Source organism: Halomonas sp. SS10-MC5 (assembly GCF_015992245.1).
Taxonomy (GTDB): Bacteria; Pseudomonadota; Gammaproteobacteria; order Pseudomonadales; family Halomonadaceae; genus Halomonas; species Halomonas sulfidoxydans.
In genome coordinates, this window is the sequence record NZ_CP065435.1 from 995,522 (window position 1) to 1,017,380 (window position 21,859).

General features: G+C 67.4%; 24 protein-coding genes. 16 read left to right on the forward strand and 8 right to left on the reverse strand.

Annotated features, from left to right (window positions below; all coding sequences use genetic code 11):
- Nucleotides 1–3 precede the first annotated feature (3 nt).
- The 6 genes from rplI to hemH all read left to right on the forward strand — a co-directional run bounded on the left by rplI (nt 4) and on the right by hemH (nt 5,849).
- Nucleotides 4–450, forward strand: a complete 447-nt coding sequence (gene rplI / locus I4484_RS04705) for a 50S ribosomal protein L9 (protein ID WP_197449846.1) — start codon at nt 4–6, stop codon at nt 448–450.
- Between the two features lie 318 nt (nt 451–768).
- Entirely contained in the window at nt 769–2,268 is a 1,500-nt protein-coding gene (locus tag I4484_RS04710; protein ID WP_197449847.1) for a carbohydrate porin, read from the forward strand.
- A 162-nt stretch (nt 2,269–2,430) separates the two neighbouring features.
- On the forward strand, nt 2,431–3,819 hold the full coding sequence (gene dnaB / locus I4484_RS04715; protein ID WP_197449848.1) for a replicative DNA helicase: 1,389 nt from the start codon (nt 2,431–2,433) through the stop codon (nt 3,817–3,819).
- 74 nt (nt 3,820–3,893) lie between these two features.
- Nucleotides 3,894–4,187, forward strand: coding sequence for a hypothetical protein (locus I4484_RS04720; protein ID WP_111413247.1), 294 nt, complete (start codon nt 3,894–3,896; stop codon nt 4,185–4,187).
- 152 nt (nt 4,188–4,339) lie between these two features.
- A complete protein-coding gene (locus I4484_RS04725) occupies nt 4,340–4,642 on the forward strand; it encodes a DUF6482 family protein (RefSeq protein WP_197449849.1) in 303 nt (100 codons plus the stop codon).
- 133 nt (nt 4,643–4,775) lie between these two features.
- Complete coding sequence (hemH, locus tag I4484_RS04730; RefSeq protein WP_197449850.1) at nt 4,776–5,849, forward strand: ferrochelatase; 1,074 nt, start codon at nt 4,776–4,778, stop codon at nt 5,847–5,849.
- Between the two features lie 13 nt (nt 5,850–5,862).
- Here the strand turns inward: hemH and I4484_RS04735 are convergent, their stop codons facing one another.
- Genes I4484_RS04735 through I4484_RS04760 form a run of 6 tightly spaced genes read right to left on the reverse strand, consistent with a single transcriptional unit; the run spans nt 5,863 to nt 11,698 of the window.
- Nucleotides 5,863–6,255 carry a Na+/H+ antiporter subunit G gene (locus I4484_RS04735; RefSeq protein WP_197449851.1) on the reverse strand — a complete coding sequence of 131 codons (393 nt, stop codon included), beginning with the start codon at nt 6,253–6,255 and terminating at the stop codon, nt 5,863–5,865.
- Nucleotides 6,256–6,263: 8 nt separating this feature from the next.
- Nucleotides 6,264–6,533: a K+/H+ antiporter subunit F gene (locus I4484_RS04740; RefSeq protein ID WP_111413250.1), complete on the reverse strand. Its 270-nt coding sequence runs from the start codon at nt 6,531–6,533 to the stop codon at nt 6,264–6,266.
- Nucleotides 6,527–7,024 (reverse strand): Na+/H+ antiporter subunit E, encoded by a 498-nt coding sequence (locus I4484_RS04745; protein WP_197449852.1) that lies wholly within the window; start codon nt 7,022–7,024, stop codon nt 6,527–6,529. Before I4484_RS04745 ends, I4484_RS04740 begins: the two co-directional genes overlap by 7 nt.
- Complete coding sequence (locus I4484_RS04750; RefSeq protein WP_197449853.1) at nt 7,021–8,526, reverse strand: monovalent cation/H+ antiporter subunit D; 1,506 nt, start codon at nt 8,524–8,526, stop codon at nt 7,021–7,023. The genes I4484_RS04745 and I4484_RS04750 overlap by 4 nt, the downstream gene beginning before the upstream one ends.
- Nucleotides 8,523–8,867 (reverse strand): Na+/H+ antiporter subunit C, encoded by a 345-nt coding sequence (locus tag I4484_RS04755; RefSeq protein ID WP_197449854.1) that lies wholly within the window; start codon nt 8,865–8,867, stop codon nt 8,523–8,525. The genes I4484_RS04750 and I4484_RS04755 overlap by 4 nt, the downstream gene beginning before the upstream one ends.
- The gene (locus tag I4484_RS04760; RefSeq protein WP_197449855.1) at nt 8,867–11,698 is read right to left on the reverse strand and encodes a monovalent cation/H+ antiporter subunit A; all 2,832 of its coding nucleotides are present in this window, start codon (nt 11,696–11,698) and stop codon (nt 8,867–8,869) included. The genes I4484_RS04755 and I4484_RS04760 overlap by 1 nt, the downstream gene beginning before the upstream one ends.
- Nucleotides 11,699–11,955: 257 nt before the next feature.
- Between I4484_RS04760 and I4484_RS04765 the strand changes: the two genes are divergently transcribed.
- From I4484_RS04765 to I4484_RS04800, 8 genes are all read left to right on the forward strand, one after another.
- Complete coding sequence (locus tag I4484_RS04765) at nt 11,956–14,283, forward strand: putative monovalent cation/H+ antiporter subunit A (RefSeq protein ID WP_197449856.1); 2,328 nt, start codon at nt 11,956–11,958, stop codon at nt 14,281–14,283.
- Nucleotides 14,276–14,707, forward strand: coding sequence for a Na+/H+ antiporter subunit B (locus I4484_RS04770; protein ID WP_197449857.1), 432 nt, complete (start codon nt 14,276–14,278; stop codon nt 14,705–14,707). Before I4484_RS04765 ends, I4484_RS04770 begins: the two co-directional genes overlap by 8 nt.
- A gap of 15 nt (nt 14,708–14,722) precedes the next feature.
- The gene (locus I4484_RS04775) at nt 14,723–15,070 is read left to right on the forward strand and encodes a Na+/H+ antiporter subunit C (RefSeq protein ID WP_197449858.1); all 348 of its coding nucleotides are present in this window, start codon (nt 14,723–14,725) and stop codon (nt 15,068–15,070) included.
- Entirely contained in the window at nt 15,067–16,584 is a 1,518-nt protein-coding gene (locus I4484_RS04780) for a Na+/H+ antiporter subunit D (RefSeq protein ID WP_197449859.1), read from the forward strand. Before I4484_RS04775 ends, I4484_RS04780 begins: the two co-directional genes overlap by 4 nt.
- A complete protein-coding gene (locus I4484_RS04785; RefSeq protein WP_197449860.1) occupies nt 16,581–17,054 on the forward strand; it encodes a Na+/H+ antiporter subunit E in 474 nt (157 codons plus the stop codon). Before I4484_RS04780 ends, I4484_RS04785 begins: the two co-directional genes overlap by 4 nt.
- 16 nt (nt 17,055–17,070) lie before the next feature.
- On the forward strand, nt 17,071–17,340 hold the full coding sequence (locus I4484_RS04790; RefSeq protein WP_197449861.1) for a monovalent cation/H+ antiporter complex subunit F: 270 nt from the start codon (nt 17,071–17,073) through the stop codon (nt 17,338–17,340).
- On the forward strand, nt 17,333–17,737 hold the full coding sequence (gene mnhG / locus I4484_RS04795; RefSeq protein WP_197449862.1) for a monovalent cation/H(+) antiporter subunit G: 405 nt from the start codon (nt 17,333–17,335) through the stop codon (nt 17,735–17,737). The genes I4484_RS04790 and mnhG overlap by 8 nt, the downstream gene beginning before the upstream one ends.
- A gap of 110 nt (nt 17,738–17,847) precedes the next feature.
- Nucleotides 17,848–19,128 carry a lytic murein transglycosylase gene (locus I4484_RS04800; protein WP_197449863.1) on the forward strand — a complete coding sequence of 427 codons (1,281 nt, stop codon included), beginning with the start codon at nt 17,848–17,850 and terminating at the stop codon, nt 19,126–19,128.
- A 39-nt stretch (nt 19,129–19,167) separates the two neighbouring features.
- On the opposite strand, the gene I4484_RS04805 is transcribed toward I4484_RS04800, so the two are convergent.
- Entirely contained in the window at nt 19,168–19,761 is a 594-nt protein-coding gene (locus I4484_RS04805) for a hypothetical protein (protein WP_197449864.1), read from the reverse strand.
- Between the two features lie 219 nt (nt 19,762–19,980).
- Here I4484_RS04805 and I4484_RS04810 point away from each other — a divergent pair, with 219 nt between their 5' ends.
- The gene (locus I4484_RS04810) at nt 19,981–20,499 is read left to right on the forward strand and encodes an ATP-dependent zinc protease (protein WP_234283639.1); all 519 of its coding nucleotides are present in this window, start codon (nt 19,981–19,983) and stop codon (nt 20,497–20,499) included.
- Between the two features lie 12 nt (nt 20,500–20,511).
- On the opposite strand, the gene I4484_RS04815 is transcribed toward I4484_RS04810, so the two are convergent.
- Nucleotides 20,512–21,225, reverse strand: coding sequence for a 16S rRNA (uracil(1498)-N(3))-methyltransferase (locus I4484_RS04815; RefSeq protein ID WP_197449865.1), 714 nt, complete (start codon nt 21,223–21,225; stop codon nt 20,512–20,514).
- 94 nt (nt 21,226–21,319) lie between these two features.
- On the opposite strand from I4484_RS04815, the gene phaR reads away from it, so the two are divergent.
- Complete coding sequence (gene phaR, locus I4484_RS04820; RefSeq protein ID WP_197449866.1) at nt 21,320–21,802, forward strand: polyhydroxyalkanoate synthesis repressor PhaR; 483 nt, start codon at nt 21,320–21,322, stop codon at nt 21,800–21,802.
- Nucleotides 21,803–21,859 lie beyond the last annotated feature (57 nt).

Sequence of the window (21,859 nt, forward strand, 5' to 3'; positions counted from 1 at the left end):
GAGATGGAAGTCATTCTGCTCGACAACATTGGCAAGCTGGGTGGCCTGGGTGACAAGGTGACCGTGAAGCCCGGCTATGGTCGTAACTACCTGGTGCCCTACGGCCTCGCCGTGCCGGCCACCAAGGGCAATGTGGAAGCCTTCGAGGCGCAGCGCGCCGAGCTCGAGGCCCAGGCCGCCGAGCGCAAGGCGATCGCCGAGTCCCGCGCCGCCCAGCTGGCCGAAATCGAGCTGTCGCTGGTGGCCAAGGCCGGTGACGAAGGCAAGCTGTTCGGCTCCATCGGCCCGCGCGACCTGGCCGAGGCGCTGGGGCAGGCCGGCATCGAAGTCGCCAAGAGCGAAGTTCGCATGCCCGAAGGCCCGATTCGCCAGACCGGCGAATACGACATCGACCTGCACCTGCACGCCGAAGTCGACGCCACCGTTCGCGTGGTCGTCGTGGCCGAGTAAGCCGCCGAGTCAGCTTCTAGCTGGCTCAGCAGCGACGCCAAGGGGCGCGGGGGTTTTCCCGCGCCCCTTGTTCGTTTGTCCCGGCTTTGCTGCCCCCGGATTTCGACTTAGACATTGGTAGTAATATTACGGTTTACCTTTGCGCCACGACTCTTAAACGATTAAGTTTTGCCTGGGTCGGGAGCGTTGCGCTTCAGGCCAGGGGAGCAGGGCTGGCAGGCAGCGTCGTGAAGCCTGTCTGAATCGATATAGTGCCGTGTCTCGCCCGTTCTCCTTGTGAAAACAAACGAACATACAAACATAAAAGGAACAACTGCGATGAAGACCGCCTTGCTACGAACCCCACTCGTCGCTGCCGTGGCCGTGGCCAGCTTCGGCATGGTGGGGCATGCCGCCGCCGATACCGCCGACCTGGAACAGCGTCTGCTCGAACTCGAGAATCGCATCGCCGCCGCCGAGCAGCGTGCCAGCGCCGCCGAGCAGCGCGCCGAGCTCGCCGAGGCCCAGGCCGAGGGGCGGCTCTCCGCCGAGGAGGTGGAGGAGCGCCTGGCCAAGGTCGAGCGCCAGGCCAGCGGCGAGGAGGGCTTCTCGTTCAACGTCTACGCCCGCTCGGGGCTGCTGCTGGGCGAGGATCGCAAGAGTATCGAGGGTGGCCCCTACGTGACGCCGGCCGGCGGGCTGGGCGGGGCCGTGGGGCGCCTGGGCAACGAGCCGGATACCTACGCCGAGGCGATCCTCAACTATCGCATGCAGTTCGACAACGGCGCCAAGGCGCTCTACCGCACCATGCTGGCCAGCGGCACCGAGACCAGCAACGACTGGGACGACGACTCCAACCTCAACGTGCGCCAGGTCTTCGCCGAGTTCAGCGACCTGCCGAGCTTCACCGGGGCCTTCGAGAACGCCTCGATCTGGGCCGGCAAGCGCTTCGACCGCGACAACTTCGACATCCACTGGCTCGACAGTGACATCATCTTCCTCGCCGGTACCGGCGCCGGTATCTACGACATGCAGTTGGCCGACAACTGGCGCTCCCACTTCTCGCTTTACGGGCGCAGCTTCAGCGACTTCCCCGTCGATAGCGAGAATCCCGACGATACCGGCTCCACCGATAGCCTGATCGTCACCTCCAATAACTACTTCGGCAACTGGCAGTGGATGGTCAACGGCCTGTCGGCGGCCGACAATGAAGAGCGTGACATCGACGAGGGACAGACTGCTGCCGACAGCGGCTTCCATACTATGGTGGCCTATCACGGCGACAGCTTCTTCGGCCTGGGCGAGGGCAACTTCAAGGCTGCGGTACTGCACGGCCAGGGGCTGGGCGCTCAGGTCAAGGGGCTCGGCAGCGACGGCGATCTCACCGACGACGCCACCGCGACGCGCCTGGCCCTTTATGGGACCACCTACGTGGCGCCGAAGTGGCGTGTGGCCCCGGCGATCCTCGCCGAGACCAGCGAGGACCGCTACGTCGAGGGCGACCAGTACGACTGGGCCACCGTCAACGTGCGCCTGGCCAACGAGCTGACCGAGAACTTCGAGATGCAGTACGAGGCCAGCTACCAGTGGATGGACCTCGACCCCCGCGGTCGCGGCGGCAACAGCGCGGTGGATGGCGACTACACCAAGTTCACCATCGCGCCGACCTTCAAGCCCCAGGTGGGCGGCTTCTGGCAGCGCCCCGAGATTCGCCTGTTCGCTTCCTGGAGTGACTGGGACGAGGAGCTCAACGATTACAGCGGCGACGACGCCTTCGGCAGCGACGGCTTCACCGGCGGCCAGTGGAGCTTCGGCGTGCAGACGGAGGTCTGGTTCTAGGTTCCCAGTGCGGCCCGGCCGCGGCCGGGCCACTGCTCGCGCACGGTTTCGATCCCTTGCCGCGACCGCTTTCGGTCGCGGTTTTTGTCGTTTCGAAAGGTAGGGTGGACCCCGGCCATCGGGTAGAATGGCACGGCCCGTCCTCATCAAGGTTACCGCACCATGAACGACACGCTCGAGCTCGATCAGGAAACCGCTGCGCTCAAGGTGCCGCCGCATTCGCTTGAGGCGGAGCAGTCGGTGCTGGGCGGCCTGATGCTCGACAACCAGGCCTGGGACAACGTGGCCGACCGGCTGGTGGCGGACGACTTCTACCGCTACGAGCATCGCCTGGTCTTCAACGCCATGATCGGCCTGGCCGAGGCGGGCAAGCCGCTCGACGTGGTCACGCTTTCCGAGGCGCTGGAAAGGCGCGACCAGCTCGATACCGTCGGCGGGCTCGCCTCTCTGGCCGAGTTGGCGCGCAGTACTCCCTCGGCGAGCAACATCCGCGCCTACGCCGACATCGTTCGCGAGCGGGCTACCCTGCGCAAGTTGATTCGCGCGGCCAGCCAGATCGCCGACGGTGCCTTCAGCCCCCAGGGCCGGCCGGCCGACGAACTGCTCGACGAGGCCGAGCGGCTGGTGTTCCAGATCGGCGAGGAGCGACCCAAGTCGGGCGGTCCCATCGGCATGAGCGAACTGCTGGCCAAGGCAGTGGACCGCATCGACGAGCTGTTCAACATGAAGGGCGAGATGACGGGGCTCTCCACCGGCTTCCGCGACCTCGACGAGATGACCTCGGGGCTGCAGCCCTCGGATCTGGTGATCATTGCCGGGCGCCCCTCCATGGGCAAGACCACCTTCGCCATGAACCTGGTCGAGCATGCGGTGATCTCGAGCGACAAGCCGGTCATGGTGTTCTCCATGGAGATGCCGGCGGATGCGCTGATGCTGCGCATGCTGTCGTCGCTGGGACGCATCGACCAGACCCGGGTGCGGACCGGCCAGCTCGAGGACGAGGACTGGCCGCGGCTGACCTCGGCGGTGAACCTGCTCAAGGACAAGCAGCTGTTCATCGACGACACCGCGGCGCTGTCGCCCAACGAGATGCGTTCGCGGATGCGTCGCCTGGTGCGCGAGCACGGCAACCTGGCGCTGGTGATGATCGATTACCTGCAGCTGATGCAGATACCCGGCTTCTCCGAGAACCGTACCGGCGAGATCTCCGAGATCTCGCGCTCGCTCAAGGGGCTGGCCAAGGAGTTCGGTTGTCCGGTGATCGCGCTTTCTCAGCTCAACCGCTCGCTGGAGCAGCGCCCCAACAAGCGGCCGGTGATGTCGGACCTGCGTGAGTCGGGCGCCATCGAGCAGGACGCCGACGTGATCGCCTTCGTCTACCGCGACGAGGTCTACAATCCCGACAATCCCGACAACCAGGGCCTGGCCGAGCTGATCATCGGCAAGCAGCGTAACGGCCCCATCGGTACGGTGCACATGGCCTTCATCGGCAAGTACACTCGCTTCGAGGACCTGGCACCGGACAGTTACGGTGAGGCATTCGGCGAATGACCTCGCGGCGGTTGAGCCTCGTCCCCGGCCCCGTATAATGCCGAGCCCCCGACAGTCGATTTCGAGGAGTGACCATGGCAGGCGGATTTCGGCGCGGCAAGCGCCAGCGCACCCCCAAACTGGAAGCGCGCGGCGAGCTTCAGTCGCTGGAGCGTGAGGGACCCTTCAAGGAGTGGCTGGGCATGCCGGACCTCTATCGCTTCCACCTGGTCGTCGACGGCGAGGCCTACAGCTACCAGACCGAGGATGCCGAACTGGCCGTGGCCGTGGGCGACCGCGTGGTGTTTCGCTACAAGGAGACCAAGGCGGGCAAATGGGTCGACCGCAACTCGCTGGCCAAAGCAATCGATCCTTCCGACTATCGATAGCTGACGCTGCGGCGGGTGTCGGGAACCCTCCCGAGGCCGGCACTGTCATAAAAACAATACGCCAGCGTCATGCAGAACACATCGGGCACAGTCATGCTGTGCCCGACGCATATCCGCAGGCACGAGGATCATTCCAGAACATGGAGGGAGCCATGGAATTCGAACAGCTCAAACATTTCGTCACCCGTCACGACAACTTCGAGGTGCGCGTCATCACCCATGCCGGCAGCCACTGCTACCAGGTGGAACTCGAGGATGTGGAAGGGAGGCGTCATCTTCTCACCCGTCGCGGCAAGCCCACGGTGTTTCGCTCGTTGGAGGACGTCTATCTCGAGCTGCAGCGCGCCGGCATCCATCGCGCCTTTCTGGTCCAGCACGTGCCGCAGGACGAGGTGATCGGCCGTGGGGCCCACTACCGCGATCCGTTGACCTCACGCATGCCGCTCGTGTTCTAGCGCCTGGCCCGTTGCGGGCCACTACCTTGATCCAAGTTATACAAATTGCTTTCATAGTATAACTTCATGCCTCGTGCGCTCCTCGCCTGATACAATGGCCGCTCCTTTTCTCTCACCCAGAGGAGCGCAGCGCATGGCCGCATCGCAAGTGCAACCGAGTTCGACGCAACGTCAATGCCCTGCGCATGCTCCGGCGGGGCATCCCGCGGTTCCCGCACCCAAGGTGGGCGTCGTGCTGGCAAACTTGGGCACGCCGGACGCGACCAACTACTGGTCGATGCGTCGCTACCTCAGTGAGTTCCTCTCCGACAAGCGGGTCGTCGACTACCCGAGCTGGAAGTGGCAGCCGCTGCTGCAGCTGATCATCCTGACCCGGCGTCCGTTCAAATCGGGGGAGGCCTACCGCAGCATCTGGAACAACGAGAAGGACGAGAGCCCGCTGCTGACCATCACCCGGAAGCAGACCCTCAAGCTGGCCGAGGCGTTCCGGCAACGTCATGGCGACCGGGTGCTGGTGGACTTCTGCATGCGCTACGGCAACCCCTCGACGCAGAGTGTGCTGCATCGGCTGCAGGCCGAGGGCTGCGAGCGCATCCTGTTCTTCCCGCTCTATCCGCAGTACGCCTCACCGACCACCGCCACCGCTAATGACCAGGCCTTCCGCGCGCTGATGAAGCTGAAGTGGCAGCCGGCCATTCGCACCGTGCCGGCCTACTTCGAGCATCCGTCCTACCTCGAGGCGCTGGCCAGCTCGGTGCGCGAGGCGTACGCTGCCGCCGACTCGCCCCCCGAGGTGCTGGTGGCCTCCTATCACGGCGTGCCCAAGCGCTTCCTGCTCGAGGGCGACCCCTACCACTGCCAATGCCAGAAGACCACGCGGCTGCTGCGTGAACGCCTCGGTTGGTCCGAGGGGACGATCCAGACCGCCTTCCAGTCGCAGTTCGGCCCCGAGGAGTGGGTCGGGCCGCAGACCGTCGACCATGTCGCCGAGCTGGCGCGCCAGGGCAGGAAGCACATCGCAGTGGTTTCCCCGGCGTTCGCCTCCGACTGTGTGGAAACGCTGGAGGAGATTAACGAGGAGATCCGCGACAGCTTCCTCGCCGCCGGCGGCGAGCGCTTCACCTACGTGCCCTGCCTCAACGAGCGCGACGACCATATCGCCGCGCTGCTGGCCATCGCCGAGAACGAACTGGCCGGCTGGCTGTAGCCGCCGGCCCGCTTCAGCCGTGGCCGCGGTCGGGGTGGGGCACGGGCTTGTCGCCGATCTCCTCGGGGCGCAGCTCGGGTGGGCGCCCGCCGGTCTCGTCGATGTGCTTGAGCTGCATGTGCAGCCCGGTCTTGGCCAGCAGGTGGGCGCTCACCGGGGCGGTGATGAACAGGAACAGCGTGATCAGCATCTCCTGGATGTCGGGCTTGCCCTGGGTGACCCAGAAGTAGAGCATCGAGGCGATCAGCATGCAGCCGATGCCCAGGGTGGTGGCCTTGGTGGGGCCATGCAGGCGCATGTAGAAGTCGCGCAGGTGGGCCATGCCCAGCGAGCCGATGAAGGCGAAGACGCCGCCGGCGACGAGAAAGAAGGCGATCACGCCTTCGAGGATCACGTACAGGGTCATGGGGCCTCCTATTCGATGATGTCGCCGCGCAGCAGGTACTTGCACACCGCCACGGTGCTGATGAAGCCGAGCATGGCGATCAGCAGTGCCGACTCGAAGTAGGTCTTGGTATTGAGCCACAGCCCCATCAGTACGATCAGGGCGATGGAATTGATGTACATGGTGTCCAGCGCCAGGATGCGGTCGGGCATGTCCGGCCCCACGGCGAGCCGGTAGACGTTCAGCAGCAGGGCCAGCACCACCAGTGTCAGGCTGATCGTCAACGCGATATCTAGCATTCGTAGATCTCCTTCAGCGGCTGCTCGTAACGCTCTCGGATATGGGCGATCAGGGCGGCCTCGTCCTTGGCATTCAGGGCATGGATCAGCAGGGTCCTGCCGTCCATGCGCAGGTTGGCCGAGACCGTGCCAGGCGTCAGGCTGATGGTGTTGGCCAGCAGGGTGATGGTGAAGCGGTCCTTCAGCATCAGCGGGTACTCCACGAAATGCGGATGCAGGCGGCGGCGGGGGTTGATGATCAGCCAGGCGACCTCGATGTTGGCGATCAGGATGTCGCCCAGCACGCGCAGCACGAAGCGCAGCAGCAGCCAGGGCTTGGCGATGTGCGGCTGGGCGTCCCAGAAGCGGTGGGTCGCCAGCGGGATCGTCACCGCCAGGAAGCTGCCCAGCAGCAGGTGGCCGAAGGCCAGGCTGCGTACCAGCAGCAGCCAGACCACGAGCAGCAGCAGCGACAGCAGCGGCGTTGGCAGCCAGGGGCGAGGCTTGATCATGGGGCGTCTCCGGCGGTGGGCAGCAGCGCATCGATCACGCGCTGGGGGTCGGCGAGCTGGGCGGCGGTGGCTTCGGTGTAGTCGCTGACCGGGCCGGCCAGTATCACCAGCAGCGGCGAGGCGGCCAGCAGCCAGGTCACGCCGAACCACTTGCGCCAGGTCAGCGCTTCCCCGGACGGCTCGCCCTGGCTGCGCCAGAACAGCGTGGAGCCGGCGCGGGAGAGCGCGACCAGCGAGCACAGCCCGGTGAGCAGCAGCGTCGGCCACAGCCAGGGGCGCTGCCCGCCCTCGGCGGCGGCCAGCAGCAGCGCCTTGCCGATGGCGCCGGAGAGCGGCGGCAGGCCGGCCACAGAGACGGCACCGAGGAAGAACAGCCCGGCGAGCCAGCCACCCTGCTGCAGCGGGCGGCCGCGTACCAGGCGGGTGCCGGCCTTGCCACGCTGCTGGCCGATCAGCTCGGCCAGCAGGAACAGCCCGCCGGTGATCAGGGTGGTATGGATCAGGTAGTAGAGCAGTGCGGAGACCGCCCGCGGCGAGCCCATGCCGATGCCGGCGAGCAGGGTACCCACCGAGACCAGCACCAGGTAGGCCACCAGCAGGCGCAGGTCGCGCGCTGCCAGCACGCCGACGCCGGCCGCAACCAGGGTCGCCAGCGATAGCCACCAGACCCAGGCCTGTTCCAGGTTGGCCAAGGGCCCCGCGGCCTCGCCGAAGATCAGTGAATAGACGCGCAGGATGGCATAGACGCCCACCTTGGTCATGATGGCGAACAGGGCCGCCACCGGTGCCGGGGCGGCGGCATAAGTGCGCGGCAGCCAGAAGTAGAGCGGCAGCATGGCGGCCTTGAGCCCGAACACCACCAGCAGCATCAGCCCGCCGGCGGTGACCAGGCCGGCCCGCTCGGCGGGCAGCTCGGCAAGGCGCGCCGCCATGTCGGCCATGTTCAGGGTGCCGGTAGCGCCGTAGAGCACGCCCACGGCGATCAGGAACAGCGCGGAGCCGGCCAGGTTGAGCACCACGTAATGCACGCCGGCCTGGATGCGCGCCTTGCCGCCGCCGTGCAGCAGGAGGGCATAGGAGGCCAGCAGCAGCACCTCGAAGAAGACGAACAGGTTGAACAGGTCGCCGGTCAGGAAGGCGCCGTTGATGCCCATCAACTGCCACTGGAACAGGCCGTGAAAGTTGCTGCCGCGCTCGTCGTCGCCATCGCAGGCGAAGACCACGGCGCCCAGCGCCAGGACGGCGGTGAGCAGCACCATCAGCGCCGACAGGCGATCGAGCACCAGCACGATGCCGAAGGGGGGCTGCCAATCGCCCAGCGCGTAGTAGGTCACTTCGCCGCTCGCGGCCTGGCCGACCAGGGCGATGCCGACCAGCACCAGCAGGGCGGTGCTGCCGACGCCGGCCAGGCGCTTCAGCCGGGTGCCGCCCTGGCGACGATAGAGCAGCAGGATGCCGACCACCAGCGGCAGCACGATGGGCAGTACGATGAGATGCATCATCGGCTGCGCTCCTCATCGTCATGCGAGCGGCCGTCGACATGGTCGTTGCCGACCTCGCTGCGAGCACGCATCGCCAGGATCACCACGAAGGCGGTCATGGCGAAGCCGATGACGATGGCGGTGAGTACCAGCGCCTGCGGCAGCGGGTCGGCGTAGTCCCCCGCGCCATCGACGATGGCGGCGCCGTCGGTGGTCAGCCCGCCCATCGAGAACAGGAAGAGGTTCACCGCGTAGGAGAGCAGGGTCAGGCCGACGACCACCGGAAAGGTGCGCCCGCGCAGGGTCAGGTAGAGCCCGCAGGCGGTCAACACGCCGGTGGTGATGGCGTAGAGGCTTTCCATCAGGAGGTCTCCTTGCTGGGGCGCGGGTTGGAGTCGGTGAAGCTCTCGGCGGGCTCCTTGGCCGGCCGGTGGGGCGTGGTGACCTTGCCCAGGTTGGCGAGGATCATCAGGGTGGCGCCGACCACGGCGAGATAGACGCCGAGGTCGAAGAGCAGTGCCGTGGCCAGTTCGAACTTGCCTACCAGCGGCAGGCTGAAGTAGCCGAAGGCCGAGGTCAGGAAGGGGTAGCCGAACAGCCAGCTGCCCAGCCCGGTCAGCGTGGCGATGCCGACCCCGGCGACGGCCACCGGCTGGTAGGGGAAGTCGAGCCGCTCCTGCGCCCATTCCACGCCGCGCGCCATGTAGAGCAGGATCAACGCCACGGCGGTGATCAGGCCGGCGATGAAACCGCCGCCGGGCAGGTTGTGGCCGCGCAGGAAGATGAAGGCCGACACCAGCAGGGCCAGCGGCAGCAGCGCCATGGAGATCGAGGTGAGGATCGCCGGGTAGCGATCCGGCGACCACACGCGCCCCTCGCCGTCGCTGTGCGGCATGAACAGGCGCAGGCGATTGAGCAGCTTGAAGATGGCCAGGCCCGCCAGGGCCAGCACGGTGATCTCGCCCAGGGTATCGAAGCCGCGGAAGTCGACCAGGATGACGTTGACTACGTTGTGGCCGCCGCCGCCGGGCACGCTGTTGTCGACAAAGAAGCCGGCAATGGAGGCGTTGTCGCGGGTCAGCACGGCGTAGTTGAGGCTGGCCACCACCAGGCCGAGGGAGCCGGCCAGGACGATATCGCGCAGGCTGCGGCGGTGCGAGGACTCCGGCGGTGTCTTCTGCGGCAGGAAGAACAGCGCCAGCATCAGCAGGATCATGGTGACCACTTCCACCGAGAGCTGGGTCAGGGCCAGGTCGGGGGCCGAGAAGCGGGCGAAGGTCAGCGACACCACCAGGCCCACCACCGACAGCAGCAGCAACGAGATCAGACGATAGCGGTGCGTGACCGCCGTGCCGATACCGCCGAACAGCAGCAGGCCGGCGCCCAGCAGCAGAATGCCATCGAGGGGCTGGTTGCCCTTCTCCCCGGTGAGGCCGGTCATTTCGGCGAGCCCCAGCGCACCGACGATCAGGGTGGCGAGGAGCAGCCAGCTCATATAACGCTGCAGCGAAGCCCCGTCGAACCAGGCCAGGCCGGCTTCGGCGGCGTTGCCCAGGCGCTGCAGCGCGGCTTCGAACACCAGGCGGGCGTCGATGGGGTGAAAGGTGCGCACGAAGCGCTGCAGGTCGGCGTGGCGCCAGTAGGTGGCGACACCCGCGGCCAGGGCGACCAGGCTCATGACCAGCGGCAGGTTGAAGCCGTGCCAGATCGCCAGATGAAACTCGAGCGGCTCGCCCAGCGCCGCCTGTACGGCCGGGACGAGGATGCCTTCGGCCAGCACCGGGGCGAGCCCCACCGCCACGCACAGTACGACCAGCAGCTCCACGGGCGCGCGCATCAGGCGCGGCGGCTCGTGGGGGGCCTTGGGCAGCGGTTGCTGGGCGGGCTTGAAGAAGACCGCATGGACCAGACGCAGGGAGTAGGCGACCGAGAGAATGCCGCCCAGCGTGGCCAGCGCCGGCATCAGCCAGCTCAGCCCGCCGAGAACGGGGGTGGCCAGGGTCTCGGTGAAGAACATCTCCTTGGAGAGAAAGCCGTTGAGCAGCGGGACGCCGGCCATGGCGGCGGCGGCCAGGGTGGTCAGCAGGGTGGTCACCGGCATGGCACGGCGCAGTCCGCCCAGGCGGCCGAGTTCTCGGGTGCCGGTCTCGTGGTCGACGATGCCGGCACTCATGAACAGCGCCGCCTTGAAGGTGGCGTGGTTGATGATATGGAACAGCGCCGCGAGCACGGCCATGGGGCTGCCGATACCCAGCAGCATGGTGATCAGGCCCAGGTGGCTCACGGTGGAGAAGGCCAGGATCCCCTTGAGATCGGTCTTGAGCAACGCAAACCAGGCCCCGTAGAGCAGGGTGGCGGCACCCACCAGTGATACCGTCACCGACCACAGGCCGCTGTCGGCGATGGCCGGGTGCAGGCGTGCCATCAGGAAGATGCCCGCCTTGACCATGGTGGCGGAGTGCAGGTAGGCCGAGACCGGCGTCGGCGCGGCCATGGCGTGGGGCAGCCAGAACTGGAACGGGAACTGGGCCGACTTGGTGAACGCTCCCAGCAGCACCAGCACGAGCATCAGTGGGTAGCGCGGATCGGCGACGATGACGTCGCCGCTGGCGAGCACGAGGTCCATGGAGAAGCCGCCGGCCATGTCGCCGAGCAGCAGCAGCCCGGCGAGCAGGGCGAGGCCGCCGGCGCCGGTCACGGTCAGCGCCATTCGCGCGCCCTTGCGCGCCTCGCTCTGGTGGGACCAGTAGCCGATCAGCAGAAACGAGGAGATGCTGGTCAGCTCCCAGTAGAGCCACAGCAGGATCAGGTTGTCGGCCATGACGATGCCGACCATCGAGGCCATGAACAGGATCAGATAGGCGTAGAAGCGCCCGAAGGGTTCCTCGGGCGCGAGGTAGAAGTGCGCATAGAGCAGGATCAGCAGGCCGATGCCGAGGATCAGCAGGTTGAACAGCAGCGACAGCCCATCCAGCCGGAAGGCCAGCTCGAGGCCCAGCGCGGGCAGCCACTCCAGCGCGAAGCGCAGCGGTTCGTCAGCCGCCAGCGCCGGCCAGTGGCCCAGCGCCAGAAGGAGGGCGATGGCCGGTGGCACGGCGGTGGCCAGCGTACAGAAGCGGCGGCCTCGGTGCGCGCTGAGCATGGGCATCAGCATGCCCAGCAGCGGTAGCAGGGGTATCCACAACAGTGTCATCGTTTGCTCGTCCTGCGCGGGTCCGTGAGGAGAGGGGCATAGTTTGCCTACGGGACGGGAGGACGCAAGCATCAAGCGTTTGTTTCCCGTCCTTGGGCCAGAACGTCCCTATAATGCCGCCTCCCGCTACGTCAAAGCAAAGCGGGTGCGTCCGCGGCTCCTTGCCATTCAATACCTTGTCTCTATAAAGTGGTTGCGTCGAACCGATGGGAGCGATGCCTGCGCGTGGCTCCGTCCACTGACTGGGAGGGCGCCGTATGCAGCTGGCCGTGCTGGGTGGCTTCGTGGTGGCGGGGATGGCCCCGCTGCTGCACCGCTGGTTCGGCGATCGAACGCCGCTGGTGATGGCGCTGCTGCCGGCCTCCCTGGCGGCCTGGCTGCTCGGGCAGTGGCCGGCCATCGCAGCGGGCGAGGTGTTGCTGCTCGAATGGGCCTGGGTCCCCGGGCTCGACATCTCGCTGAGTTTCCTCATCGACGGCCTGGCCTGGCTGTTCGCCCTGCTGATCACGGGAATCGGTGCGCTGGTGCTGGTCTACACCGGCGACTATCTGCGCGGTCATCGCGACCTGCCACGCTTCCTGGTCGTGCTCACCGCCTTCATGATGTCGATGCTCGGCCTGGTGCTGGCCGACAACCTGGTGACCCTGTTCGTTTTCTGGGAGCTCACCAGCATCACTTCCTTCCTGCTGATCGGCTTCAACCACGGCGACCTGTCGGCGCGCAAGGCGGCCCAGCAGGGGCTCTACGTCACCGTCGGCGGCGGGTTGGCGCTGCTCGCCGGCTTCGTCATGCTGGCCATGGCCGGGGGCAGCTGGTCGCTGGCCGAGCTGACGACCCGGGGCGATGAGCTGCGCGACCATGCCCTCTATCCGCCGTTGCTGGCGTGCCTGCTGATCGGCGCCTTCACCAAGTCGGCCCAGTTCCCGTTTCACTTCTGGCTGCCCAGCGCGATGGCCGCGCCGACGCCGGTCTCGGCCTACCTGCACTCCGCCACCATGGTCAAGGCGGGGGTCTATCTGTTGGCCCGGCTGCATCCGGCCCTCGGCGGTACCGACGCCTGGACGCTCAGCCTGTCGCTGGTGGGTGCCTTCACCATGGCCACGGGTGCCTTCCTGGCGATCCACCACACCAACCTCAAGAAGCTGCTGGCCTACTCGACGGTCATGGCGCTGGGCACCCTGACCATGCTGCTGGGGCTGGGTACGCCTGCGGCGCTGGTGGCGTTCGTGACCTTCCTGCTGGCGCATTCGCTGTACAAGGGGGCGCTGTTCATGGTGGCCGGCATCCTCGATCACGAGACCGGCACCAAGGATGTCACCCACATGGGCGGGCTGCGCCGGGTGATGCCGCGCACCGCCGTGGTCGCCGCCGTGGCCGCGCTGTCGCTGGCCGGCATGCCGCCGCTGCTGGGCTTCGTCGGCAAGGAGCTGATGCTCGAGTCGGCGCTGGCCGCCACGCACTTCCGTGTGATCATCGTCGGGCTGACGTTCGTGGCCGCCTTCCTGACCTTGGCGGTGGCGGCCATCGTCGCCCTGCGACCGTTCCATGGCGCCTGGCGGCGCACGCCGCGCTCACCCCACGAGGCGCCGCCGGGCATGCTGGTGGGGCCGGCCCTGCTGGCCGCGCTGTCGCTGCTGCTTGGCCTGGTGCCGGGGCGGCTCGACGCGCTGGTCGCCTCGACGGTCGCCGGGCTCGGCGCCGTCGATCACGAGGTGCACCTGGCGCTCTGGCACGGCATCAACCTGCCACTGCTGCTGTCGTTGGCCAGCCTGGCGCTGGGGCTGGCGGTGTGGCACCGCTGGGATCGCCTGCGAGCCCGTCTGGCCCGCCTCAGGCCGCTCATGGCGCGTGGGCCCGAAGCCGGCTACGAGGCGCTGATGGCGGGCCTGGTGGCGGGCGCCGAGTGGCAGACCCGCATGCTGCAGAACGGCCATATCCGCAACTACCTGGTCGTGACGCTGCTGACGCTGCTCGGGCTGGTCGGCCACGCGCTGTTCTTCCGCCATGCGCCGAGCCTCGACGTGCCCGTCGAGGCCTACCTGCACGAGGCCGTGGTCGCCGGCCTGATGGTGGCCGGGGCGGTAGCCGCCTGCGTGATGCGCTCGCGCCTGGCGGCGGTCGCCGCGGTGGGCATCATGGGCTTCTCCATCGCCCTGGTGTTCGTCCTGTTCAGCGCCCCGGACCTGGCCATCACCCAACTGCTGGTCGAGACCCTGACGGTGATCCTGCTGGTGCTGGTACTGTTCCGGCTGCCGCGCTTCGCCACCCTGTCGACGCCCACCGAGCGCGCCCGCGACGTCGTCGTGGCGGGGCTGAGCGGGCTGATGATCACGCTGCTGATGCTCTCGGTGCTGGCCGGCGAGCGGCTGCCGCGCATCTCCGACTACTTGATCGCCAACAGCCAGCCGCAGGGCCACGGCCACAACATCGTCAACGTCATCCTGGTCGACTTCCGCGCCCTGGATACCCTGGGCGAGATGTTCGTGCTGGCCCTGGCGGCCATCGGCGTGCTGGCCATGCTGCGCTTCCACGCCGGCGATCACGAGGTTGGGCGCAGCTCGCCGCGGGAGCATGACGATGGTTAGATCCGGTACCCTGATCCTCAGCGTGGCGGCCCGCCTGCTGCTGCCGCTGCAGCTGCTGTTCTCGCTGTTCCTGCTGCTGCGCGGCCACGACGAGCCGGGTGGCGGCTTCATCGCCGGGCTGGTGGCGTCCGGTGCCTTCGCGCTCTATCTGTTCGCCTACGGCGGACGAGCCATGCACGCCATGCTCAAGGTCTCGCCGCGCGACCTGATCGGCGTCGGTTTGACGCTCGGCGTGCTCTCGACCCTGCCGGCGCTGTGGCAGGGCGAGCCATTCTTCACCGCCCAGTGGTGGACGATTCCGCTGATCGACTTCAAGGCATCGACGCCGCTGCTGTTCGACATCGGGGTCTATCTGGTGGTGCTCGGCTCCGTGCTGACCGCCATCACCGCCCTGGTGGACAACGACCGCGAAGACGATGCCTGACATCGAGGAGGCGCCATGGAACCCCTGCTAGCCGTTGCCATCGGTATCCTGTTCGCCGCGGCGATCTACATGATGCTGCGCCGTTCCATCGTCAAGCTGGTGATCGGGCTGATGCTGCTCTCCAATGCTGCCAACCTGCTGATCTTCGTCTCCGCGGGCCTGACCCGCGGCGGGCCGCCGCTGGTACCGCAGGGCCTGGATGCGCCGCCGGCAGCCGTGGCCGACCCGCTGCCGCAGGCGCTGGTGCTCACCGCCATCGTGATCGCCTTCGGCGTGCTGTCGTTTGCCGTGGTGCTGGTGCGCCGCGCCTGGGAGATCGTGCGCGCCGACGACCTCGACCGCATGAGGGATACCGACACGTGAACCTTCAGCTCGCGCTCCCGATCCTGATCCCGCTGCTCGCCGGGGCGGTGTCGCTGCTGTTCTGGCGCTCACGCCTGATGCAGCGGATGATCGCCGTGGCCGGTACCGGGCTGCTGCTGGTGGCCAGCGTGTGGTTGCTGGCGTCGGTCAGTCGGGGCGGCATCCTGGTGCTGCAAGTGGGCAACTGGCCGGCACCCTTCGGCATCAGCCTGGTGGCCGATCTGCTCGGCGCCATCATGGTGGTGCTGACCGGTATCATCGGCTTCGCGGTGGCGCTCTACTCGCTGGCCACCACCGGCCGCGGCCACGAGGCCTACGGCTACTTCCCGCTGATGCACCTGCTGCTGGCCGGGGTGGCGGGCGCCTTTCTCACCGGCGACATCTTCAACCTCTACGTCTGGTTCGAGGTGATGCTGGTGGCCTCCTTCGCGCTGCTGATACTGGGCAGCGAGAAGGCGCAGATGGAGGGGGCGATCAAGTACGTCACCCTCAACCTGCTGTCGTCGGTGATCTTCCTGGTGGCCGTGGGGCTACTCTACGGCATGGTCGGCACGCTCAACATGGCCGATATCGCCCGGCGCCTGGCGAGCCTGGAGGATACCGGCATGGTCGATGTGCTGGCGATGATGTTCATGGTCGCCTTCGGCATCAAGGCGGCCGCCTTCCCGCTGTTCTTCTGGCTGCCGGCCTCCTACCACACGCCGCCGGTGGCGGTGTCGGCGCTGTTCGCCGGGCTGCTGACCAAGGTCGGCGTCTATGCGCTGTTCCGGGTGTTCACGCTGATCTTCCACCACAGCCCGGGCTATACCCACGAGATCCTGCTGTGGGGCGCGGGGCTCACCATGCTCTCGGGGGTGCTGGGGGCGGCGGCCCAGTTCGAGTTCCGCCGCATCCTGTCGTTCCACATCGTCAGCCAGATCGGCTACATGATCCTGGGCCTGGCGCTGTTCACGCCGCTGGCCATCGTCGGCGGCGTGTTCTACATCGCCCACCACATCCTGGTGAAGACCAACCTGTTCCTGGTCAGCGGCATCGTCCATCGCCTGCAGGGCAGCTACCGCCTCAAGCGCCTGGGCGGGCTCTATCGCAGCCACCCCTGGCTCGCCGTGCTGTTCCTGATCCCGGCGCTGTCGCTGGCGGGGATGCCGCCGCTGTCGGGCTTCTTCGCCAAGTTCATCGTGATCCGCGCCGGCATCGAGGCCGAAGCCTACGGCGTGACCGCCATCGCCCTGCTGGTGGGGCTGCTCACGCTCTACTCGATGATCAAGATCTGGTCCGAGGTGTTCTGGAAGACGGCGCCCGACGGCGACGAGGCCGACGCCCAGGCGGCGGTGGGCCAGCGTGAGCTGTGGCTGATGTCGCTGCCGGCGGTGGGCCTGGCGCTGTGCACGCTGTTGATCGGCCTGAACGCCGGCCCCCTGTATGCCCTGGCCGAGGCCTCGGCGGGAGAATTGCTCGCCCCCGAGCGCTACATCGAAGCGGTGCTGGGGCCGCGCGGGGAGGGCGGGCCATGATCGGGGCCGCCTGGAACCTGCTGCTGGGTGTCGCCTGGGTGGTGCTGACCGGCGACTTCAGCGGCCGCAACCTGCTCGCGGGTCTGACCTTCGGCTACCTGGTGCTGGCGCTGATCCAGCCCCAGGTGCCGGCGCTGGCGGGATATGCCCAGCGCCTGCCGCGGCTGATCCGCTTCGTCGGGTTCTTCTTCAAGGAGCTGCTGCTGGCCAACCTCAAGGTCGCCTTCGATGTCGTCACGCCGCCCTGGTACATGCGGCCCGGCGTGATCGCCATGCCGCTCAAGGCACGCAGCGAGTTCGAGATCGCCCTGGTGGCCAACCTGATCTCGCTGACGCCGGGTACCCTGAGCCTGGACGTCTCCGATGACCGCCGGGTGCTCTACATCCACGCCATGTTCCTCGACGACGAGGCCGAGCTGCGCCGCAACCTGGCGGAGCTCGAGCGCCGCGCGCTGGAACTGTTCCACTGAGCCGAGGAGGAGAACCGTGTCGATCGTGATCCTGGCGAGTCTGGTACTCATGACCCTGGCGCTGTGCCTGGCCTTCGTGCGCCTCTATCTTGGCCCCAGCCTGCCGGATCGGGTGGTGGCGCTGGAGCTCTTCTCGTCGATGATCGTCGGCATCATCGGGGTGGTGGCGATTGCCACCGACGTGCCGAGCCTGCTGGACGTGGCCATCGTCATGGCACTGATGGCGTTCATGGCGGCCATCGGTTTCGCGCGCTTCCTTGAGCGCGGGGGGCCGCGCGATGATTGAGATGCTCAAGGGCGGCCTGATCCTGGTCGGCGCCATCTTCATGTTCCTGGCCGCACTCGGCCTGGTACGTCTGCCCGACCTGCTCACGCGCATGCATGCCACCACCAAGGCGGCTACCCTCGGCGCCTCGCTGATCATGCTGGCGGTGGCGCTGCACTTCGGCGAGGTGGCGGTGGTGGCGCGGGCGCTCGGGGTGATCCTGTTCATCATGATGACGGCGCCGGTGGCGGCCCACGTGATCGGCCGTGCCGGCTACTTCGTTGGCTCCAGGCTGTGGCATGGTACGGTCAAGGACGAGCTGCGGCCCAACTACGATCCGCTCACCCACGAGCTCAAGAGCGGCCTGGAAACGGAGGCCAACGCCGTGCACCAGCCGCGCGAGAACGACCCCAAGTGACCTGGGCCGTGGTCCGTTACCGGGACGACGCTTCCCGGGCGCCACGGGGTTGGCTGGCGGGCGCTTCTGCGCGATGATCGTTGGCCATCGAAGTAAAGGAATACACCGCCATGATCCGTTCTCTCTTTCCCGCCACCGCCCTGCTTCTGCTGCTGGCCGGCTGCCAGTCCGGCCCGGTACAGGACGTGGCGGCCGACGAACGCCAGCCGGAGGCTGCCGCGAGCGAGACTGCCCCACCCGAGCTGGCCCCCAGCGAGGCCGAGCGCCCCCCGGCGGACTTCCAGGCCTGGCTGCGCGATTTCCGCCGTCAGGCCCGCGCCGAGGGGATCGGTGAGGCGACCCTGGCACGGGCGTTGGACGGCCTGCGCTATCGGCCCCGCGTGATCGAGCTCGACCGTTCGCAGCCGGAATTCGTGCGCCCCATCTGGCAATACCTGGACAGCGCCGTCTCCCAGGCCCGCGTCAGCGAAGGGCGGGCCAGGCTCGCCGAGCATCGCGAAACGGCCCGCCGGATGGAACAGCGCTACGAGGTGCCGGCCGAGGTCGTGGTGGCGATCTGGGGCATCGAGAGCAACTACGGCGGCAACTTCGGCGACTTTTCCACGCTCGAGGCGCTGGCGACCCTGGCCTTCGACGGGCGCCGGCGCGACTTCGCCCGCGGTGAGCTGCTGGCCGCGCTGCGCATCCTCGAGGCCGGCGACATTTCTCCGGAGCGCATGATCGGCTCCTGGGCCGGTGCCATGGGTCATACCCAGTTCATTCCCTCCAGCTTCGAGTCCTATGCCGTGGATGGCGACGGCGACGGGCGTCGCGACATCTGGGGCAGTATCCCGGACGTGATGGCCTCCACCGCCAACTACCTGGCACGCGCCGGCTGGCAGTCCGGCCAGCCCTGGGGGGTGGAGGTGCGCCTGCCGGACGGCTTCGACTATGCCCAGACCGAGCTCACCACGCAGCGCTCGAGCCGCGAGTGGGCGCAGCAGGGCGTGAGTCGCCGCGGTGATGGCAGCCTGCCCGACTTCGCGCAAGCGGCGGTGATCGCGCCGGCGGGGGCGCACGGGCCGGCCTTCCTGGTGGGGCCCAACTATCGCGCCATCCTGCGCTACAACAATGCCACCAGCTATGCCCTGGCGGTGGGCACGTTATCCGACAGGATCGCCGGGCGCGAGGGGGTTCGGGCCGAGTGGCCGCGCGACGTGCAGCCGCTGTCGCGCAGCCAAGTGCGCGAGCTGCAGCAGGCCCTGAACGCGCGCGGCTTCGACGTCGGCGCCCCGGATGGCGTCATGGGGCCGAACACGCGGCGCGGGCTGCGCGAATTCCAGCGCAGCATCGGTGTCACGCCGGATGGTTTCGCCACCCTGAGCTTGCTCGAGCGGCTCCAGCGCCGCTGATACATCGGCCGGGCTCGGCGCGGAGCCCGGCAGCGAGGGTCAGCCGTCGCTATCGCGGGTCCACTCGTCGAGGGTCTCGCTGATGCGCCGGCCGGCCCGCTCGGCGCCCTCTTGGGTACGCTCCCAGGCGTTCTCGGCGCCTTCGCCGATGCGGTCAAGCCCCTGTCGGGTACGGTGCCAGGCGCTCTCGGCCCCCTCGCCGGTACTGTCCCAGGCCTCGCGGGCGCGCTCTCGGGCGGTGTTCATCCACTCCCGGTCGTAGCGAGGCATGGCGTCGAGTGCCTCGGTGTCGGTCTCGACGATAATGTCGTGCTGGGTCTCGCCATTCTCGTTGAAGTTGACCAGGCGATAGTGCTGGTTGGTGATGACCACGGTATCGCCGTCCAGACCCACCGAGTCGTGGGTGTCGACCACGATGGCTTGCACCTTCCTGTCGTCACCGAGGAGGATATCGACCACTTCGCTGGGCTCGCTGGCCGGGGCGCTCTCGAAATGCACCTCGGCATCGAGGATGTCACGGGTCGAGTAGAGACCCTGAGGGTCGAACTGGGCCTGAGCGCCGGTACCGAGCCCGGCGAGGAACAGGCCGGCCGAGGCGGCCAGGATCGTCCTTGCGGTGCGTGTCTGTGTCATCGTTTTGCCCTCCTTATCCTTGGTGACACGGGTAGTGTAGTAAACGTAACGGCTGGGTTCAGGCACGTGGAACCGGCGTGGCGAACCGGGGTCCATGAAGGGTTGACCGAGAAGGGAGGTATGATCATGACCATCAAGTGGCCGGCTGTGTACCGCCAGGCGTATCGTTTTCCCCTGCGCGGTATGGCCATGACAGCGGCGCTGATCGTGGCCGTGTCGATGCCGGCCGTGGCCGAGGAAGGGGCGGTCTTCGGCTGGGTCGAGAAGAGTACCCTCGAGCCCTGGGGCGTGGAGGTCAAGGCCAAGCTGGACAGCGGCGCGCTGACCTCCTCGCTCGATGCCCGCGACATCGAGCGCTTCGACAAGGAGGGCGAGGAGTGGGTGCGCTTCCGGCTCAAGCTGGAGGACGAAGCGAATGGCGAGACCTTCACCGAATGGCTGGAGCTGCCGCTCTACCGCAGCCTCAAGCTGCGCGGCGCCGGCGGCGTCGATCGTCGCCCCGTGGTGCTGATGAAGATCTGCATGGGCGGCACCGTCTTTGAAGAGCAGTTCAGCCTGCGCGATCGTGGCGACATGAACTATCCGCTGCTGCTCGGGCGGCGCACCATCGGACATCTCGGGCTGCTGGACGTGCGCGAAACCTTCCTGAACGAGCCGGAGTGCGGCGAGGACGCCCCGGTGGTGGAGCATGATCCCGACGAGGACGACGCCACCGATCAGGTCGCCATGACCGAGTGACGAACTTCGCCGCTAGAAGAGGCGTGCCAAGAGGGCGACGACCGCCGTCTCCACCCGCAGGATACGCGGCCCCAGGTGGATTCCCTCGCAGCCGGCGTCGAGCAGGCGCTCCACTTCGTAGGGAATGAAGCCACCCTCGGGGCCGATCAGCAGCGCGACGGGCTCGCCCAGCCCCGTCGGGCACGCCTGTGGCATGCCGGGGTGCGCCACCAGGCCACGCCGGCCCTCGAGCAGATTCGGCAGGTTCTCCTCGACGAAGGGGCGAAAGCCCTTGGCCAGGTTCACCTCGGGCATCACCGTATCCCGTGCCTGTTCGAGCCCCAGCACCAGATGCTCGTGGATCTTGACCGGATCGAGCTCGGGCGACTGCCAGTAGCTCTTCTCCACCCGCCGGGTATGCAGCAGCGTGATCTGCTTAACGCCCATGGCCGTCACGTGCTCGAGGCTGCGGGCCAGCATGCGCGGGCGCGGCAGGGCGAGCACGAGATGTACCGGCAGCGCCGGCGGGGGAGGCGTGTCGAGCCCGTCGAGGGTGAAGCGGGCCTCGTCATCGTTGAGCCGCGTGAGCTCACCGCGGCCGATGCCGCCCCCCGCCACGCCAAGGGTCAGGCGGTCCCCCACGCGGGCGCGGTGCACCTCCTTCAGGTGGCGCAGGCGGCGCGGATCGCGCAGGCACGCCAGGCGCTCGTCGCGGATCTCCTCGGGGGTCAGCAGGATCAGGTTCATCGGGCCTCGTTGGTCGCTTCGATTTGCAAGGGCGGTGGCGCGGTGCACAATAGCAGCCAAGGGCAGTTTTGCCTTTCCAACAAGGAGTGCCATCGTGCGCGTGATTCGCAAGTATGCCAACCGTAGGCTCTATGATACCCAACAGAGCCGCTATGTGACGCTCGAGGATCTGCGACGCCTGGTTCTCGACGAGGAGCCGTTCCGGGTCGAGGATGCCAAGAGCGGGGAGGACCTGACCCGCACCATCCTGCTGTCGATCATCATCGAGCAGGAGCAGGCCGATGGCGAGGCCGAGGTGTTCTCCAACGACCTGTTGGCCCAGTTCATCCGCGTCTACGACATGGCACAGCCGCTGCCGCTGGCCCGCTACCTCGAGCAGGGCACCCAACTGATGCTCGAGCAGCAGAAGCGCATGCAGGACCAGTGGCAGCAGGCCATGCGCCACTCGCCGATGGAACTGATGCGCGAGATGGCCGAGGAAAACATGCGTTTCTGGCAGCAGGCGATCGGCCAGAACCAGCCCGGCAAGCCGGAGCCGAAGGAGAAGACCGGCAAGAACGACGACAGCGACAAGTAAGGGCATTTTGCCACCTATTCCGAGCGAAGCAGCGTAGCAGGCGGCTTTCTGCCATAA

What these genes read in the sequence shown, in the direction of transcription:
- rplI (WP_197449846.1), top strand. Translation starts at nt 4, where the DNA reads ATGGAAGTCATTCTGCTCGACAACATTGGCAAGCTGGGTGGCCTGGGT.
- I4484_RS04710 (WP_197449847.1), top strand. Translation starts at nt 769, where the DNA reads ATGAAGACCGCCTTGCTACGAACCCCACTCGTCGCTGCCGTGGCCGTG.
- dnaB (WP_197449848.1), top strand. Translation starts at nt 2,431, where the DNA reads ATGAACGACACGCTCGAGCTCGATCAGGAAACCGCTGCGCTCAAGGTG.
- I4484_RS04720 (WP_111413247.1), top strand. Translation starts at nt 3,894, where the DNA reads ATGGCAGGCGGATTTCGGCGCGGCAAGCGCCAGCGCACCCCCAAACTG.
- I4484_RS04725 (WP_197449849.1), top strand. Translation starts at nt 4,340, where the DNA reads ATGGAATTCGAACAGCTCAAACATTTCGTCACCCGTCACGACAACTTC.
- hemH (WP_197449850.1), top strand. Translation starts at nt 4,776, where the DNA reads ATGGCCGCATCGCAAGTGCAACCGAGTTCGACGCAACGTCAATGCCCT.
- I4484_RS04735 (WP_197449851.1), bottom strand. Translation starts at nt 6,255, where the DNA reads ATGACCCTGTACGTGATCCTCGAAGGCGTGATCGCCTTCTTTCTCGTC.
- I4484_RS04740 (WP_111413250.1), bottom strand. Translation starts at nt 6,533, where the DNA reads ATGCTAGATATCGCGTTGACGATCAGCCTGACACTGGTGGTGCTGGCC.
- I4484_RS04745 (WP_197449852.1), bottom strand. Translation starts at nt 7,024, where the DNA reads ATGATCAAGCCTCGCCCCTGGCTGCCAACGCCGCTGCTGTCGCTGCTG.
- I4484_RS04750 (WP_197449853.1), bottom strand. Translation starts at nt 8,526, where the DNA reads ATGATGCATCTCATCGTACTGCCCATCGTGCTGCCGCTGGTGGTCGGC.
- I4484_RS04755 (WP_197449854.1), bottom strand. Translation starts at nt 8,867, where the DNA reads ATGGAAAGCCTCTACGCCATCACCACCGGCGTGTTGACCGCCTGCGGG.
- I4484_RS04760 (WP_197449855.1), bottom strand. Translation starts at nt 11,698, where the DNA reads ATGACACTGTTGTGGATACCCCTGCTACCGCTGCTGGGCATGCTGATG.
- I4484_RS04765 (WP_197449856.1), top strand. Translation starts at nt 11,956, where the DNA reads ATGCAGCTGGCCGTGCTGGGTGGCTTCGTGGTGGCGGGGATGGCCCCG.
- I4484_RS04770 (WP_197449857.1), top strand. Translation starts at nt 14,276, where the DNA reads ATGGTTAGATCCGGTACCCTGATCCTCAGCGTGGCGGCCCGCCTGCTG.
- I4484_RS04775 (WP_197449858.1), top strand. Translation starts at nt 14,723, where the DNA reads ATGGAACCCCTGCTAGCCGTTGCCATCGGTATCCTGTTCGCCGCGGCG.
- I4484_RS04785 (WP_197449860.1), top strand. Translation starts at nt 16,581, where the DNA reads ATGATCGGGGCCGCCTGGAACCTGCTGCTGGGTGTCGCCTGGGTGGTG.
- mnhG (WP_197449862.1), top strand. Translation starts at nt 17,333, where the DNA reads ATGATTGAGATGCTCAAGGGCGGCCTGATCCTGGTCGGCGCCATCTTC.
- I4484_RS04800 (WP_197449863.1), top strand. Translation starts at nt 17,848, where the DNA reads ATGATCCGTTCTCTCTTTCCCGCCACCGCCCTGCTTCTGCTGCTGGCC.
- I4484_RS04805 (WP_197449864.1), bottom strand. Translation starts at nt 19,761, where the DNA reads ATGACACAGACACGCACCGCAAGGACGATCCTGGCCGCCTCGGCCGGC.
- I4484_RS04810 (WP_234283639.1), top strand. Translation starts at nt 19,981, where the DNA reads ATGCCGGCCGTGGCCGAGGAAGGGGCGGTCTTCGGCTGGGTCGAGAAG.
- I4484_RS04815 (WP_197449865.1), bottom strand. Translation starts at nt 21,225, where the DNA reads ATGAACCTGATCCTGCTGACCCCCGAGGAGATCCGCGACGAGCGCCTG.